The organism is Leisingera sp. NJS201, assembly GCF_004535885.1.
GTDB lineage: Bacteria > Pseudomonadota > Alphaproteobacteria > Rhodobacterales > Rhodobacteraceae > Leisingera.
Genome location: NZ_CP038234.1, coordinates 46,625 through 62,283 on the forward strand (window position 1 = coordinate 46,625; position 15,659 = coordinate 62,283).

15 protein-coding genes are annotated in these 15,659 nt (G+C 61.5%); 9 read left to right on the forward strand and 6 right to left on the reverse strand.

Annotated features, from left to right (window positions below; translation table 11 throughout):
* Positions 1 to 35: 35 nt before the first annotated feature.
* From glnT to folD, 4 genes are all read left to right on the forward strand, one after another.
* Entirely contained in the window at positions 36 to 1,367 is a 1,332-nt protein-coding gene (glnT, locus tag ETW23_RS00210) for a type III glutamate--ammonia ligase (protein WP_134828727.1), read from the forward strand.
* A 298-nt stretch (positions 1,368 to 1,665) separates the two neighbouring features.
* On the forward strand, positions 1,666 to 3,342 hold the full coding sequence (locus tag ETW23_RS00215) for a formate--tetrahydrofolate ligase (RefSeq protein WP_134828728.1): 1,677 nt from the start codon (positions 1,666 to 1,668) through the stop codon (positions 3,340 to 3,342).
* Positions 3,343 to 3,536: 194 nt separating this feature from the next.
* Positions 3,537 to 3,842: a chorismate mutase gene (locus ETW23_RS00220; protein ID WP_134828729.1), complete on the forward strand. Its 306-nt coding sequence runs from the start codon at positions 3,537 to 3,539 to the stop codon at positions 3,840 to 3,842.
* Between the two features lie 36 nt (positions 3,843 to 3,878).
* The gene (folD, locus tag ETW23_RS00225) at positions 3,879 to 4,781 is read left to right on the forward strand and encodes a bifunctional methylenetetrahydrofolate dehydrogenase/methenyltetrahydrofolate cyclohydrolase FolD (RefSeq protein WP_134828730.1); all 903 of its coding nucleotides are present in this window, start codon (positions 3,879 to 3,881) and stop codon (positions 4,779 to 4,781) included.
* A 94-nt stretch (positions 4,782 to 4,875) separates the two neighbouring features.
* Here folD and ETW23_RS25520 read toward each other — a convergent pair whose 3' ends face one another.
* Together ETW23_RS25520 and ETW23_RS25525 are read right to left on the reverse strand one after the other, a co-directional pair.
* Positions 4,876 to 5,364 (reverse strand): EamA family transporter, encoded by a 489-nt coding sequence (locus ETW23_RS25520; RefSeq protein ID WP_368075861.1) that lies wholly within the window; start codon positions 5,362 to 5,364, stop codon positions 4,876 to 4,878.
* Positions 5,247 to 5,717 (reverse strand): EamA family transporter, encoded by a 471-nt coding sequence (locus ETW23_RS25525; protein WP_254695098.1) that lies wholly within the window; start codon positions 5,715 to 5,717, stop codon positions 5,247 to 5,249. The genes ETW23_RS25520 and ETW23_RS25525 overlap by 118 nt, the downstream gene beginning before the upstream one ends.
* A gap of 181 nt (positions 5,718 to 5,898) precedes the next feature.
* Between ETW23_RS25525 and tdm the strand changes: the two genes are divergently transcribed.
* Positions 5,899 to 8,268, forward strand: a complete 2,370-nt coding sequence (tdm, locus tag ETW23_RS00235) for a trimethylamine-oxide aldolase Tdm (protein ID WP_134828731.1) — start codon at positions 5,899 to 5,901, stop codon at positions 8,266 to 8,268.
* Between the two features lie 29 nt (positions 8,269 to 8,297).
* Positions 8,298 to 8,714 (forward strand): group II truncated hemoglobin, encoded by a 417-nt coding sequence (locus tag ETW23_RS00240; protein ID WP_134828732.1) that lies wholly within the window; start codon positions 8,298 to 8,300, stop codon positions 8,712 to 8,714.
* A gap of 71 nt (positions 8,715 to 8,785) precedes the next feature.
* On the opposite strand, the gene ETW23_RS26630 is transcribed toward ETW23_RS00240, so the two are convergent.
* The 4 genes from ETW23_RS26630 to ETW23_RS00255 all read right to left on the reverse strand — a co-directional run bounded on the left by ETW23_RS26630 (position 8,786) and on the right by ETW23_RS00255 (position 11,896).
* Positions 8,786 to 9,262: an MOFRL family protein gene (locus ETW23_RS26630; RefSeq protein WP_368075862.1), complete on the reverse strand. Its 477-nt coding sequence runs from the start codon at positions 9,260 to 9,262 to the stop codon at positions 8,786 to 8,788.
* Positions 9,263 to 9,291: 29 nt separating this feature from the next.
* Positions 9,292 to 10,047: a DUF4147 domain-containing protein gene (locus ETW23_RS26635; protein ID WP_368075863.1), complete on the reverse strand. Its 756-nt coding sequence runs from the start codon at positions 10,045 to 10,047 to the stop codon at positions 9,292 to 9,294.
* Positions 10,048 to 10,126: 79 nt separating this feature from the next.
* A complete protein-coding gene (locus tag ETW23_RS00250; protein WP_134828733.1) occupies positions 10,127 to 11,104 on the reverse strand; it encodes a CoA ester lyase in 978 nt (325 codons plus the stop codon).
* 177 nt (positions 11,105 to 11,281) lie between these two features.
* A complete protein-coding gene (locus tag ETW23_RS00255; RefSeq protein WP_129372974.1) occupies positions 11,282 to 11,896 on the reverse strand; it encodes a response regulator transcription factor in 615 nt (204 codons plus the stop codon).
* A 309-nt stretch (positions 11,897 to 12,205) separates the two neighbouring features.
* Here ETW23_RS00255 and ETW23_RS00260 point away from each other — a divergent pair, with 309 nt between their 5' ends.
* The 3 genes from ETW23_RS00260 to sucD are packed head-to-tail and all read left to right on the forward strand — an operon-like array spanning position 12,206 to position 15,578.
* On the forward strand, positions 12,206 to 13,456 hold the full coding sequence (locus ETW23_RS00260; protein ID WP_134828734.1) for an aminotransferase class V-fold PLP-dependent enzyme: 1,251 nt from the start codon (positions 12,206 to 12,208) through the stop codon (positions 13,454 to 13,456).
* 32 nt (positions 13,457 to 13,488) lie between these two features.
* Complete coding sequence (locus ETW23_RS00265) at positions 13,489 to 14,688, forward strand: malate--CoA ligase subunit beta (RefSeq protein WP_129372294.1); 1,200 nt, start codon at positions 13,489 to 13,491, stop codon at positions 14,686 to 14,688.
* A complete protein-coding gene (gene sucD, locus ETW23_RS00270) occupies positions 14,685 to 15,578 on the forward strand; it encodes a succinate--CoA ligase subunit alpha (RefSeq protein WP_129372293.1) in 894 nt (297 codons plus the stop codon). The genes ETW23_RS00265 and sucD overlap by 4 nt, the downstream gene beginning before the upstream one ends.
* The last annotated feature ends 81 nt before the right edge of the window (positions 15,579 to 15,659 follow it).

Below are 15,659 nucleotides of genomic sequence, written 5' to 3' on the forward strand. Positions count from 1 at the left end.
TCAAAATACGTTCAACAGGGAAAGGGAGTGGGACCATGACAACAGATCTGGCTGCTTTCGCAAAAGAAAAAGGCGTTAAGTATTTCATGATCTCCTTCACCGACTTGTTCGGTGGCCAGCGCGCTAAACTGGTGCCGGCGCGGGCGATCGCGGATATGCAGAAAGACGGCGCAGGTTTTGCCGGTTTTGCCACCTGGCTTGACCTCACACCGGCGCATCCCGACATGCTGGCAGTGCCGGATCCCGACGCGGTGATCCAGCTGCCTTGGAACAAGGAAATCGCCTGGGTTCCAGGCAATTGCGTGATGGAAGGCGAAGACGTCGCCCAGGCGCCGCGCAACGTGCTGCGCCGCCTGATCAAGGAGGCCGCGGACGAGGGCCTGCATGTGAAAACCGGCATTGAGGCCGAGTTCTTCCTGCTGACCCCCGATGGCGAGGAAATCTCGGATCCCTTCGATAATGCCGAAAAGCCCTGCTATGATCAGCAGGCAATGATGCGCCGTTTGGATGTGATCCGCGAAATCAGCGATTACATGCTGGAGCTGGGCTGGGGCGCGTATCAGAACGACCACGAGGACGCCAACGGCCAGTGGGAAATGAACTGGGACTTCGACGACGCCCTGGCGACCGCTGACAAGCACAGCTTTTTCAAGTTCATGGCAAAATCGGTGGCGGAAAAGCACGGCTTCCGTGCGACTTTCATGCCCAAACCGGTAGAGGGTCTTACCGGCAATGGCTGCCATGCGCATATCTCGGTCTGGGACGCGCCGGGCGCGGATTCGCGCACCAATGTCTTTGCCGCCGAAAAGGGCGCTGGCGATATTGCGGAACTGGGTCTGTCCGAACAGGGTGGCTGGTTCCTGGGCGGCATTATGAAGCACGCCTCGGCCTTGGCAGCGATCACCAATCCGACGGTGAACTCCTACAAGCGCATCAACGCGCCGCGTACCATGTCGGGGGCAACCTGGGCGCCGAACACCGTCACCTGGACTGGCAACAACCGGACCCATATGGTGCGTGTCCCCGGTCCCGGCCGGTTTGAGCTGCGCCTGCCTGACGGCGCGGTGAACCCCTATCTGCTGCAAGCAGTGATCATTGCCGCCGGCCTTTCCGGTGTCCGCGCCAAGGCGGATCCAGGCCCGCGCCATGACATCGACATGTATGCCGAAGGCCACACCATCACCGACGCGCCGAAGCTGCCGCTCAACATGCTGGATGCGCTGCGGTTCTACGACAAAGACGATGGCCTGAAGGCGATGATGGGCGAGGAGTTCTCGGCAGCCTACCTGAAGATGAAGCAGCAGGAATGGAACTCTTTCGTCAACCACTTCTCCCGCTGGGAAAAGGACAACACGCTGGATATCTGACCCGGCAGTGATTCCCCTGTCTGGCCTTCGGGCCGGACCCTGCACGGCCCGGGCATTGCCCGGGCCCTTTTTGTTTGCGGCAGCACTTGCCGCATATGCGCCGTCTTTACCCCGGGTGAAATTCCGCCTGTTTCCGATCGGCGTCCGAAACACTGAAAAGGCCCTGTTTTTCAGGCGAATGTGGTCAGGAATGTGTTGACGTGCAGGAAAATAATTTAATTAATAGGAATATAAAGCACCTCGACAGGGCACGCGCCACGGGGTTTCAGCCAGAAGATTCGGCAAAAGGGAGAGAGCCATGAGCTACAAGAGTGACATCGAGATTGCGCGTGAAGCGCAGAAGAAGCCGATCCAGGAGATTGGTGCGAAGATCGGGATTTCCAGCGATGATCTGCTGCCCTACGGCCACGACAAGGCAAAGGTGTCCCAGTCGTTCATCAACTCGGTTCAGTCCAAGGAAGACGGCAAGCTGATCCTGGTGACCGCGATCAACCCGACGCCTGCGGGCGAAGGCAAGACCACCACCACCGTGGGTCTGGGCGATGGTCTGAACCGGATCGGCAAGAACGCGATGATCTGTATCCGCGAGGCCTCGCTGGGCCCGAACTTCGGCATGAAGGGCGGCGCTGCAGGCGGCGGTTACGCGCAAGTGGTGCCGATGGAGGAAATGAACCTCCACTTCACCGGCGACTTCCACGCCATCACCTCGGCCCACTCGCTGCTGTCGGCGATGATCGACAACCACATCTACTGGGGCAATGAGTGCGAGATCGACACCCGCCGCGTTGCATGGCGCCGGGTTGTGGACATGAACGACCGGGCCCTGCGGGTGATCACCGCGTCGCTGGGCGGTGTCTCCAACGGTTTCCCGCGCGAAGCCGGTTTTGACATCACCGTGGCCTCCGAAGTGATGGCGATCCTCTGCCTCGCGAACGATCTGAAGGACCTGGAAAAGCGCCTTGGCGACATCATCGTGGCCTACCGCCGCGACAAGACCCCGGTCTACTGCCGCGACATCAAGGCCGAAGGCGCGATGACCGTTCTGCTGAAGGACGCGATGCAGCCGAACCTGGTGCAGACCCTGGAAAACAACCCGGCGTTTGTGCACGGCGGCCCGTTCGCCAACATCGCGCATGGCTGCAACTCGGTGATTGCCACCAAGACCGCGCTGAAAGTCGCAGACTATGTGGTGACTGAGGCAGGCTTTGGCGCTGACCTCGGCGCCGAGAAGTTCATGAACATCAAATGCCGCAAGGCAGGCATCGCGCCGTCCGCGGTTGTGCTGGTTGCCACCGTGCGCGCGATGAAGATGAACGGCGGCGTCGCCAAGGCGGACCTGGGTGCTGAGAACGTCGAAGCTGTGAACAACGGCTGCGCCAACCTGGGCCGCCACATCGAGAACATCAAATCCTTTGGTGTGCCGGTTGTGGTTGCGATCAACCACTTCGTCACCGACACCGATGCCGAAGTGGACGCTGTCAAAGCCTACGCCGCCACCCATGGCGTCGAGGCGGTGCTGTCGCGCCACTGGGAGCTGGGCTCGGAAGGCTCTGCGCCGCTGGCCGAGAAGGTTGTGGAAATCGTCGATGCGGGCCAGGCCAACTTTGCGCCGATCTACCCGGACGAGATGTCGCTGTTCGACAAGATCGACACCATCGCCAAGCGCATCTACCGCGCCGACGAGGTGCTGGCCGACAACAAGATCCGCAACCAGCTGAAGGAATGGGAAGACGCAGGCTACGGCAATCTGCCGGTCTGCATGGCGAAAACCCAGTATTCCTTCTCGACCGACCCGAGCTTGCGCGGCGCGCCCACCGGCCATTCGGTTCCGGTGCGTGAGGTCCGCCTGTCAGCCGGTGCCGGCTTCATCGTCGCGGTCTGCGGCGAGATCATGACGATGCCGGGCCTGCCGCGCAAACCGGCCTCGGAAACCATCCGCCTGAATGACGACGGCCAGATCGAAGGCTTGTTCTAAGACAGGATATGCGACATTCAGCGGCCCGGGACATCCCGGGCCGCTGGAGTTTCAAGCGCAATCCGAAGTCTGAGGCACCGCCACTGGTCCGAGGGGACGAAGACGGGAACCGGTTTTCGGAATCAATTGCGCGACCACCAAAAATGGTCAGAACCTCACATGGCCCAAAGCAATGAAAGCCGAGGTTCTGACGCATGAGCACAGAGACACCGCCGCAGGACTGCCAGTCGATGGCAGAGGTGCGGGCCCAGATTGACCGGCTGGATATTGAGCTGGTGCAGCTTCTGGCCGCCCGGGCGGGCTATATCGACCGGGCGATCCGGCTGAAGCAAGCCAACGGCTGGCCGGCGCGGATCCCGGAACGGGTTGAGGAAGTGGTCATGAATGCCCGCGCCGCCGCGGAAGGGGAGGGGCTGGACCCCGATCTGATCGAAGGCCTGTGGCGGCAGCTGGTGGACTGGTCGATTGCCCGCGAGGCGCGGGTGATCCGGGAAGAGTAAGGCGGGCCGAATGCCTGCACAAAAAGGAAGAGAGCAATGGCAGCAACTCTGATTGACGGCAAGGCCTTTGCGGCCAAGGTGCGCGGCCAGGTGGCCGGGCATGTGGCGCGGCTGAAAGAAGAGCACGGCATCACCCCCGGCCTGGCCGTGGTTCTGGTCGGCGAAGACCCGGCAAGCCAGGTCTATGTGCGCTCCAAGGGCAAGCAGACCGTTGAGGTCGGCATGAACTCGGTTGAGCACAAGCTGGATGCGGACACGTCCGAGGCGGATCTGCTGGCGGTGGTTGATCAGCTGAACAACGACCCCTCGATCCACGGCATTCTGGTGCAGCTGCCGCTGCCGGGGCATATGAACGAGGATCTGGTGATCAATTCGATCGCGCCGGAAAAGGACGTGGACGGGTTCCACATCTCCAACGTCGGCCTGTTGGGCACCGGTCAGAAATCGATGGTGCCCTGCACGCCCTTGGGCTGCCTGATGATGCTGCGCGACTATCATGGGTCGCTGTCGGGCATGGATGCGGTTGTGATCGGCCGTTCCAACATCGTCGGCAAGCCGATGGCGCAGCTCTTGCTGGGCGACAGCTGCACCGTGACCATCGCGCATTCGCGCACCAAGGACCTGGCCGAAGTGGTGCGCCGCGCCGACATCGTGGTGGCCGCCGTGGGCCGCCCGGAAATGGTGCCGGGCGACTGGATCAAGGAAGGCGCCACCGTCATCGACGTCGGCATCAACCGGATTGATGCGCCCGAAAAAGGCGAAGGCAAGATGAAGCTGGTCGGCGACGTCGATTTTGCCAGTGCCGCTGAGCGCGCCGGCGCCATCACCCCGGTGCCGGGCGGTGTCGGCCCGATGACCATCGCCTGCCTGCTTGCGAACACCGTCACCGCCTGCTGCCGCGCCAACGGTCTGAAAGAGCCCGAAGGCCTGACCGCCTGAGGCAGCGCAGAACGCTGAAACCTGTACCAAACAGCTCCCGCCGGACGCCTCCGGCGGGAGTATTTTTTGGAAAGATGAAAAAGGGGCCGGGCGTTTAAAAACCCAGGCAGGCGATCCCGCCGAATGTGACGGCGACGCTGATCCACTGTGCGCGGTTCATGCTTTCGCGAAGCAAAAGCCAGGCGAGCACTACGGTGACCAACCCGAAAAGCGAGGCGCTGACTGAGGCGAATTCCGGCCGGGGCAAGGAGCCGGAGTAGATCACCAAGCCAAGTGCAAAGGCATCCAGCGCACCCATCAGGCAGAGCAGAGGCAGTATTTTTCGGCAGGGCAGCTGAACCATCCGGGCAATAAGTGCAAGCCCCAGAATGATCAGTATGGCAGCCAAGCGGGTCACGATGAGTACCGGCAATTCGGCGCCGGCTTGGGTGGCGGCTTGGCCGGTAGCAAAGGTCAGGGCAAACCCTATGGCCCCGCGAGGCCCCAGACCGCGGCCTGCAGGTTGACCGGACTGCCGTCGTCTTCGGTTGAGAAGACGGCAATGCAGCCGACGCCGCCAACCACCGCAGCGATAGCAGCCCAATGGCCGGGACCAACCGGCTGGCCCTGCAGCATGGCCATGGCAAGTGACAGTACCGGGTAAGCACCGATCAACGGGGCCACCAGCTTAACCGGTCCCAATGCAAAGGCACGGTAGAGCGCGTAAGACCCAAGAGCATAGATGGCGCCGGAAAGGCCGGCCAGCCGGGCTGCGGACGGGGTCAGTTCCTGCCAGTCCCCAAAGGCCCAAGCCGCTGCCGCAATTAGAATCGCTCCGGTCAAGAACACGGTTAGCATGGCTGGCAGGATACCGGTTCTTTGCGAGATAAAGCGCACGCAAAAATCATGAAGCCCCCAGGCAAGGGCCGCGGCCAGGCCAAGAAGCAACGAGTGCATCGGGCTTATCCTTTTGTTTGCGGCATTCACCCCCAGGAAAATGACGCATCCCGGGCATCTGCCATTTTACTGCAGAAAATCAACATGTTTGTTGATTAGAGTGGGGGAACGGAATATTCTTTTCAATAAATAAATATTCCGGCTGTGCAATTTTTGGCCGGTGTCCAACAGGAGATGCGCGATGAATGACATGAGCTTCCCTGAAGTTGCCAAAGGGCCGCCCAAGCCGTCCGGACTGTATCAGCCGTCGGTGTTTTCACTGCCCGCGGGGACCGAGCGTTACGTTGTCGAAGGTTGCGGTGCGATCCTGATCCGGGTGGAAGCCGGCGATACAGTGACGGTGACTAATGACGAGGGCGGCCAGCCTTGCGAGATCGTTGCGGCTGACGGCAAAGGGCGCATTGATGCGGGCATCATCGGCGCTGCAGCCAACAGTGATGCGGGCGGTTTGAAGGCGCTGCTGACCTCGGCGGACCGGTCCTTGCGCGGCTTGCGGCTGGGGATGGAAACACGCGGTATCGACTTGGCGCAGGGCGGTGCGGTGCGGTTGTTTGATGCGGCAACGCCTGCAAAGACCGGGGAGAGCTTTACCGCGCAGCGAAATGGTGTGGTGATCATCGCCGCACCGGGCGGGATCATGGACTTTGAACAGCAGGATACGGCAACGCCGCTGACGGCTATGGTCAAGCGGGCGGTGATCAAGCAGGCGGCGCGGTTTGAATTGCCTGATCCGCTGGCTGATCCAGTGCTGGACCTGCGGGTTAAAAGCGCAACGGCTGAAGCCTATTTTGTGAAGGCCGGCGACTATATCCAGGTGCTTGATGTTGATGGGCGCCAATGTACGGATTTTCAGTGTTTTGCGGCCCGCAAGCTGGACAAGGGGATCGAGCATGCGCTGGACGTGACCACAACCCGGACGCTGATGGGCCATGCTTATCCGATGCCGGGGCTGCACGCGAAATATTATGACCAGGACATGCTGCCGCTTGTCGAAGTGGTGCAGGATACAGTTGGCCGTCACGATGCCTTTGCCCTGGCCTGTGCGGCGAAATACTATGACGACATCGGCTATCCCGGCCATGCGAACTGTTCTGACAACTTCAACGGGGTTCTGGCCCGGCACGGGGTGACGCCGCGGGCAGGCTGGATGGCAATCAACTTCTTCTTCAACACCGGCCTGGATGAGCACGGCGTGATGCATGCTGACGAGCCCTGGACCCGGCCCGGCGACTATGTGCTGCTCAAGGCGCTGACCGATCTGGTTTGTGTCAGCTCTGCCTGCCCGGATGACACCAGTGCTGCCAATGGCTGGAACCCCACCGATATTCACGTCCGCACGTACAGCGGCCAAGAAACTTTCAAGCGGGCGATTGCGTACCGCGCGACCCCTGAATCGGAGCCCAAGATGACCAAGGAAACCGGTTTCCACGACCGCCTCAGCAAGATGACCCGCAATTTCATCGAGTATAACGGCTATTGGCTGGCCAATTGCTATGCCAGTACCGGGCCGCTGGAAGAATACTGGGCCTGCCGCGAGAAATGTGTGCTGCTGGACCTGACGCCCTTGCGAAAGTTTGAGATCCACGGTCCGGATGCAGAGGCGCTGTGCCAGTATATCTTTACCCGCAACATCAAGAAACTGGCGGTAGGACAGGTGGTCTATACCGCGATGTGCTACCCGCATGGCGGTATGATCGACGACGGAACCGTGTTCCGGTTGGGCAAGGATAATTTCCGCTGGATCGGCGGCTCGGACTATGGCGGAGAGTGGATCCGCGAGCAGGCAGAAAAGCTGGGACTGAACGTTCTGATCCGCTCATCCACCGACATGCAGCATAATATCGCCGTGCAAGGCCCCGAGAGCCGGGACTTGCTGAAGAAGATCATCTGGACGATGCCGCATAACCCGGCGCTGGAAGAACTGGGCTGGTTCCGGTTCACGCCTGCACGCATCGGCGGTGAGCATGGTGTCCCGGTTGTGGTTTCGCGGACCGGCTACACCGGCGAACTAGGGTATGAGATCTTCTGCCATCCGAAACATGCTGGTGATGTCTTCGACGCGGTTTGGGAAGCCGGACAGGACCACGGCATCCGCCCGATGGGGCTGGAGGCGCTGGACATGGTGCGGATTGAGGCCGGGCTGATCTTTGCCGGGTATGACTTCAGCGATCAGACCGATCCGTTTGAGGCGGGCATCGGCTTTACCGTGCCGCTGAAATCGAAAGAGGATGATTTTATCGGCCGCGACGCGCTGATCCGGCGCAAGACCACGCCAGCGCGCAAGCTGGTAGGGCTGGATATCGACTCGGCAATTGACGTGGCGCATGGTGACTGTGTCCGCATTGGCCGGGCGCAAATTGGCGAGGTGACCTCTGCAATGCGGTCGCCGCTGCTGGGAAAAAATATCGCTTTGGCGCGGGTGGACGTATCCTGTTCAGAGGTGGGAACAGAGGTGGAAATCGGTAAACTTGATGGGCATCAAAAACGCCTGCCCGCCAAGATCGTACCCTTTGCCCATTACGACCCCAAGAAAACCCGGCCTCAATCCTGAGGCCGGCCGGTTCGGTGCACGGAGGTTACATGGTTCAGAAGTTGATTGACCAGATCGGCGGCGAAGAGGTGATCCGCGCGCTGGTCGAGCGGTTCTACGATATAGTCGAGGAGACGGAAGTCGGCGCCCGGATCGTCAAGCTGCACAAGCGCGGGCATGGGATGGACCATGCCCGGATGGAGCAGTTTAATTTTCTGTCTGGTTTCATGGGCGGGCGCCGGTATTACGAAGAAAAACACGGCCACATGGACGTGAAACTGATGCATGCCCATGTGCCCATCACCGAAAAGGACGCCGAGAACTGGCTCCAGTGCATGGATCAGGCGCTGGCGGACCTGTCCTTGGAAGGGCCGCATGTGGAGCGGCTGCGCCAGGTGTTCCGGCGGGTGGCGCTGATGCTGGTCAATGACCTTGCCGAGTGGGGCGAGGCGCGCGCGTCAGCTTGAGCGCAGCGCTGTTGCACTTTCGGGAGCCTCCGGCGGGAGTATTTTGCAAAGGTGAATGGCTGGCTGCTGGATCAATCCGGCCGTCTAAGGAAGATTTGCACATCGGCCACATTAGTGCCGGTACCGCCGGTGAACAGCAATGCGCCCGCAGCCTTGAGAGCGGCAAAGCTGTCATTGTCGGCAAGCAGAGCGTCCGGGTCATGACCGGCAGCCTTGATCGCGGCCCAGGTGGCGGGGGTGGCGATGCCGCCAGCCGCGTCTGTAGGGCCATCACGCCCGTCAGTGCCGCCGGAGAGGAACAGCCAATCGCCATTCAGCCGGTCAGCACCCAGTTTGGCAACGCGCAGGGCCAATTCCTGATTGCGCCCGCCAAGGCCTTGGCCGCGGAGCTGAACAGTGGTTTCACCGCCGAAGATCAATGCGGCAGGTTTGTCCTCGGGGGCGGCCTCTGCAGCCGCAACGACCGTTTCGGCGGCCATTGACACATCGCCAACCAGCCGGTGGGTGACCAGCTTGGGATTCCAGTCTTCTGCGGCTGCCGCCATCATCGCCTTGAGGCTGTGGCGGTTGGAACCGATCAGGGTGTTGGTGGCCGGGGCGGGGCGTCCTTGGCCACCTCAGCGGCACTGAGGTGGTTTCTGACCGCCTCAGGCGCGCTGTCCCAGATGTCCGCCCGCTGCATGATTTCCCGCGCCTGAGCGCGTGTGCCGATGGGAGCCACGGTTGGGCCGGAGGCAATGGCGCGCAGGTCGTCGCCGATCACGTCTGACAAAATGAAGGCCTGCACTTGGGCTGGTGCGGCATGACGCAGCAGGCCGCCGCCCTTGGTGTCCGACAGCTGTTGGCGGATCAGATTCATCTCGTTGATTTCCAGCCCGGAGGCGAGCAGCAGTTTGTTCACTGCCGACTTGCCGGCCAGCGAGAGGCCGGGGGCGGGAGCCACCATCAGCGCGGAACCGCCACCGGAGATCAGCGCAATCAGCCGGTCATCGGGGCCCAGGGAGTGAGCCAGTTCCATGGCAGCCTGACCTGCGGCAGCGCTGGTTTCATCCGGCACCGGATGGGCGCCGCAAATCACTGTGGCGCCAGGAATTTCGGTGTAATTTTCCGGGTTTGTGATGGCCAGGGCCTGGGTGGTGCCGGGGATCAGCTCCAGCGCTTCGCGCATCATCGGGATGGCGGCCTTGCCCACTGCCAGCAGCACGTTTCTGCCGCCTTCCGGCAAGGCGGGGAGAGGGGAAGCTGTCAGTTGCGTCCGCAGTGCCCGGGCCGGGTCGGCCCGGTCTACGGCGGCCTGAAACAGGGCCTTGGCGGTGGTCAGCAATCCGGTCATCTGCATCTCCCTGGCGTAGCGGCATACAGCCGCCCCAGTGGAGCCGGGGCGGCGTAAAGCTTTGAAAACGAACGACGGCTTAGGTGCCGGCGATCTGCTTGGCTTTTTCCACCAGCACTTCTGCCTGACGGATCGAAGCATAGTCAATCAGGCGGCCGTCCAGCGACACCGCGCCTTTGCCGGCGGCTTCGGCTTCGGCCATGGCTTCCAGAATGCGGTGTGCCTTGGTGATTTCGGCATCCGACGGCGACATCACCTCGTTGGCCAGTTCGATCTGGCTGGGGTGGATGGCCCATTTACCTTCGCAGCCCAGAACCGCAGCGCGTTTTGCGGCGGCCTTGTAGCCTTCCGGATCCTGGAAATCACCGAACGGGCCGTCGATCGGACGCAGACCGTTGGCGCGTGCAGCAACCACCATGCGGGCCAGCGCATAGTGCCACATATCGCCCCAATGCACCTCGCGGGAGCCGTCTGCGGCGGGGTCGGTCAGCACCGAGTAATCGGGGTTCACACCGCCGATGATTGTGGTGCGGGCGCGCGTCGAGGCGGCATAGTCGGCAACGCCGAAATGCAGCGATTCATTGCGCTTGGAGGCTGCGGCAATTTCACTCACATTCTGCATGCCCAGAGCGGTCTCGATGATGTGCTCAAAGCCGATCCGCTTCTTCAGGCCCTTGGCGTCTTCGATCTGGGTGACCAGCATGTCGACGGCGTAGACATCGGCGGCGGTGCCGACTTTGGGAACCATGATCAGGTCAAGGCGTTCGCCTGCCTGTTCAACAACATCGACTACATCGCGGTACATGTAGTGGGTGTCGAGGCCATTGATTCGCACCGACATGGATTTGTTGCCCCAATCGATGTCGTTCAGGCCCTGGATGATGTTTTTGCGGGCCTGTTCTTTTTCGTCCGGCGCAACCGCGTCTTCGAGATCCAGGAAGATAACGTCAACGTCAGATTTCGCTGCTTTTTCAAACATTTGCGGCTGGGATCCCGGGATCGCCAATTCGCTGCGGTTCAGGCGGCCTGGGGCTTGTTCGATGGTGTGGAATGACATGGGTTTGCTCCTCATTCGTGACGGGTTTTCGTCCTCTCCTCCCTAGGCATTCCCCATCAGGGTGTTTCCTGTCAAGAAAAAAGATTTCATTTAAATACATTCGCGCGAGTGTGCGCCCGCGCGTCGCGCTCTCGCGTACGCGCGGGCGCACACTCGCGCGAGGGCGGCACGCCGGGGTCATTGTTCGAGGTGGAAATCCCCCTTGGCGGCGCGGTTGGCGTAGTAGAACGCAATCGCCTGGGCGCGGTTCTTGACCGAGAGTTTTTCGTAAAGGTTCGACAGGTGGAACTTCACGGTGTTGGTGGAGATTTCCAGCTCCTTGCTGAGCTCCTTGTTGGTCAGCCCTTTCGACAGTGCCTCCAGCATAGTGCGTTCGCGGCGGGACAGTTGCTCGATCGGATCGGCCTGCAGGCCGCGCACGTCGAGGAAGGGGAAAACCATCTTGCCCTCGGCGACGGCGAGGCAGGTATCCAGCACGTCTTCGACCGCGCTGGAGCGCGGCGCAAAGCCGGCCGCGCCCGCGCCCATCGCCTTGCGCGGCACGTCGCCGCTTTCGTCGGCGTAGACCACCAGCCGCGGCGCGTTGGCTTGCTCGCGCAGCACCTCGATCAGCTTGGCACCGCCAAGTGCCGGCAGGTTCCAGTCGATAATCCCGACCTGGACCGGCACCCGCATCACCGTTCCAAGGAAGCCTTCGGCGGTGGCGGAGGTCGCGACCAACGAGAATCGCGGGTCCTTGTCGAAGATCTCGGACATCGCCGACAGCACCAGCGGATTTGCGTCAGCAAGCATGACCGAAATCGGGGAAACTTTGTCGCTTATAGGAGCCATTTGGTGCCCTTTTGTTGAAAACTACCTGAATGGGTAGGGTCAGTTTCGGTATGCAACGGTATTTTTACCGGTTTGGGTAGGTTTTATACCATCCTATTAGATACCCAAAAGCAGGATATAGGAATGTTGCGGGTTTTGTCGACCTAGGGTTTCCTTGGGTTAACAGATGTTGCACGACAGGAAACAAACCTTCCCGCAGTGAAGACCACCGTGATGAAGGCCCGTGACCTCCGGCACATCGGCAACGGACACCAACAGAGGTTTGACCCGATGACAGAACCCACGATCTTCCCCAGCCTGGAAATCCCGGAAACCCTGGCCGCAGGCCCTGGCCCGGGTAATACCGACCCCCGCGTGCTGCAGGCCTTTGCCAACACCGGCCTGGCCGACCACATGCAGGCGGATGTGCTGCGCGGCATGATCGAGTGCAAGCAGATGCTGCGCGATCTTTGGGGCACTGCCAACACCTACACCTACGGCGTCGGCGGCACCGGCTTCTCGGGCCTCGATTGCATGCTGAACGCAATCCTGCCGGGCGACACCGTGGTTGCCTTCCAGAACGGCACCTTCTCGGGCATCGACGCGATGACCATCCGGATGAAGGCCGCCACCCGCGAGGAGCTGGCCGCCGACGCGATGAACCCGCAGCCTGCCTCCGTCACCGTGATCGACGTGCCGCATGGCGAGTCGGTCTCCGGCAAGCTGGTGGAACAGGTGCTGGCGGACAAGAAACCAAAGTGGGCCTTCATGGCACATTGGGAAACCGGCTCGGGCCGTATCAACGACCTCAAGGGCTTCTCGGACGCTTGTGAGAAGCACGGCGTGATGGGCCTGATCGACGCGGTGTCCTCGCTGGGCATCGAGGATTTTTCGATCGACGATTACCCGGGGGTGGCCGGCTGGGCGTCCTGCCCGCAGAAAGGCGTGCTCTGCCTGCCGCTGACCTATGCGCCGGTGTCCTTCACCGACCGCTACATCCAGACCGTGCGCGAGAACGGCTGCCATTCCTATGTCCACAACCCGATCCTGGAAGCCCGCCACTGGGGCATCGTGGACGGAGAGGATGTCGCGGCCGGCACTTACCACCGCACCCATTCCGGCTATGCGGTTGCCGCTTTCCACGAGGCGCTGCGCATCACCCTGCAGCATGGCCGCGCCCAGAAGGCCCGCGACTATGCCTTCCACGAGAAAGCCCTGCGCGATGCCGTGACCGCGATGGGTTGCGACGTGACCTCGAACATGACCAGCCTAGTGGTTTTGAACCTGCCCGGCGATCTGGCCGGCCGCGAAAAAGAGCTGGTGGGCAACTGCCGCGCCGTGGGCTTTGGCATCTGGCCGACCCTGTCGGAGCCGGTCCAGGTCCGCATCGGCATCCTGAACCAGATCACACCTGCCGCCATCACCGACATCGTCAACCGCTTCGGCAAGGCGATGAACGACATGGGGGCAAATGTCGACCTTGAGGCGATCAACGCCCTGCTCGACCAGCATTACACAGCAGCTCTTGAGCCCGCTGAGTAATAGATTTCCGCATCCATGAGGAGGAGAGGACCATGGATATCCACGAATATCAGGCCAAGGAAGTTCTTAGCAACTTCGGCGTGACCGTTCCGCCGGGCGCGCTGGCCTACAGCCCTGAGCAGGCGGCCTATCGCGCGCGGGAACTGGGCGGCGACCGCTGGATCGTCAAGGCTCAGGTTCACGCAGGCGGCCGCGGCAAGGCGGGCGGTGTCAAACTGTGCAACTCCGAAGCTGAGATCTATGAGGCGACCGAGAACCTGTTCGGCAAAAAGCTGGTGACCCACCAGACCGGACCCGAAGGCAAAGGCATCTACCGTGTCTATGTCGAAGGTGCAGTGCCGATCGCCCGCGAGATCTATCTCGGTTTTGTGCTGGACCGTTCCAGCCAGCGAGTGATGATCGTTGCCTCGTCCGAAGGCGGCATGGAGATTGAGGAGATCTCCGCCGAGCGCCCCGAATCCATCGTGCGCTCGACTGTTGAGCCGGCAGTGGGCCTGCAGGACTTCCAGGCGCGGGAAATCGCGTTTGCCCTGGGCATCGAACCGGCGATGACGCAGCAGATGGTGCGCACCCTTAAAGGCTGCTACCAGGCGTTCTCCGAACTGGACGCCACCATGGTTGAGATCAACCCGCTGGTGGTTACCTCGGACAACCGGGTCATTGCGCTGGACGCCAAAATGACCTTTGACGACAACGCCCTGTTCCGTCACCCGCAGATAGCTGAGCTGCGCGACAAATCCCAGGAAGATCCACGCGAAAGCCGTGCTGCTGACCGCGGCCTGTCTTATGTCGGCCTGGAAGGCAACATCGGCTGCATCGTCAACGGTGCAGGCCTGGCGATGGCGACCATGGACACCATCAAGCTGGCCGGCGGCGAGCCTGCCAACTTCCTGGACATCGGCGGCGGTGCAACGCCTGAGCGGGTTGCCAAGGCGTTCCGCCTGGTGATGTCCGACAGCAATGTGCAGGCAGTTCTGGTCAACATCTTCGCCGGTATCAACCGCTGCGACTGGGTGGCCGAGGGCGTCGTGCAGGCGTTGCGCGAGGTCGAAGTGGACGTGCCCGTTGTGGTCCGCCTTGCAGGCACCAATGTGGAGGAAGGCCAGAAGATCCTGGCACAAAGCGGCCTGCCGCTGATCCGCGCAACCTCGCTGATGGAAGCCGCTGAGCGGGCCGTCGGCGCGTGGAAAAACGACCTCGACCAGAACACTCGTGTGAGGGCAGTTAAATGAGCATCCTTCTTGATCGCGAAAGCAAAGTCATCGTTCAGGGCATCACCGGCAAAATCGCCCGGTTCCACACCAAGGACATGATCGAATACGGGACCAACGTTGTCGGCGGCGTGGTGCCGGGCAAGGGCGGCGAAACCGTCGAAGGCGTGCCGGTCTTCAACACCGTGAAAGAAGCGGTGGAGGCCACCGGCGCCAATGCATCCCTGGTGTTTGTGCCGCCGCCGTTTGCTGCCGACTCCATCATGGAAGCAGCGGATGCGGGGATCAACTACTGCGTCTGCATAACCGACGGCATCCCGGCACAGGACATGATCCGCGTGAAGCGCTATATGTACCGCTATCCCAAGGACAAGCGGATGATCCTGACGGGGCCGAACTGCGCGGGCACCATCTCGCCGGGCAAGGCGCTGCTGGGCATCATGCCGGGCCATATCTACCTGCAGGGCACCGTGGGCATCATCGGCCGTTCGGGCACCTTGGGGTATGAGGCCGCTGCGCAGCTGAAAGAGCTGGGTCTGGGCATCTCGACCTCGGTCGGCATTGGCGGCGACCCGATCAACGGCTCCTCCTTCAAGGATATTCTTGAATGGTTCGAGAAGGATCCGGAAACCGAGGTCATCGCGATGATCGGTGAAATCGGCGGCCCGCAGGAAGCGGAAGCCGCGGATTACATCAAGAACCACGTGACCAAGCCGGTTGTGGCCTATGTCGCGGGTCTGACCGCACCCAAGGGCCGCACCATGGGCCACGCGGGCGCGATCATCTCGGCCTTCGGCGAGAGCGCTTCCGAGAAGGTGGAGATCCTGTCGGCGGCCGGTGTGACCGTTGCCGAAAACCCCGCCGTGATTGGTGAGACCATCGCAAGCGTGATGAAAAAGAACGCCGCCTGATCCGGCTTTGGGTCAGGCGCGACGCTCCACCCCTGGCCTGGGGCAATGGCAGGGGTGGAGCGCATTAATAAAGCATAAGCA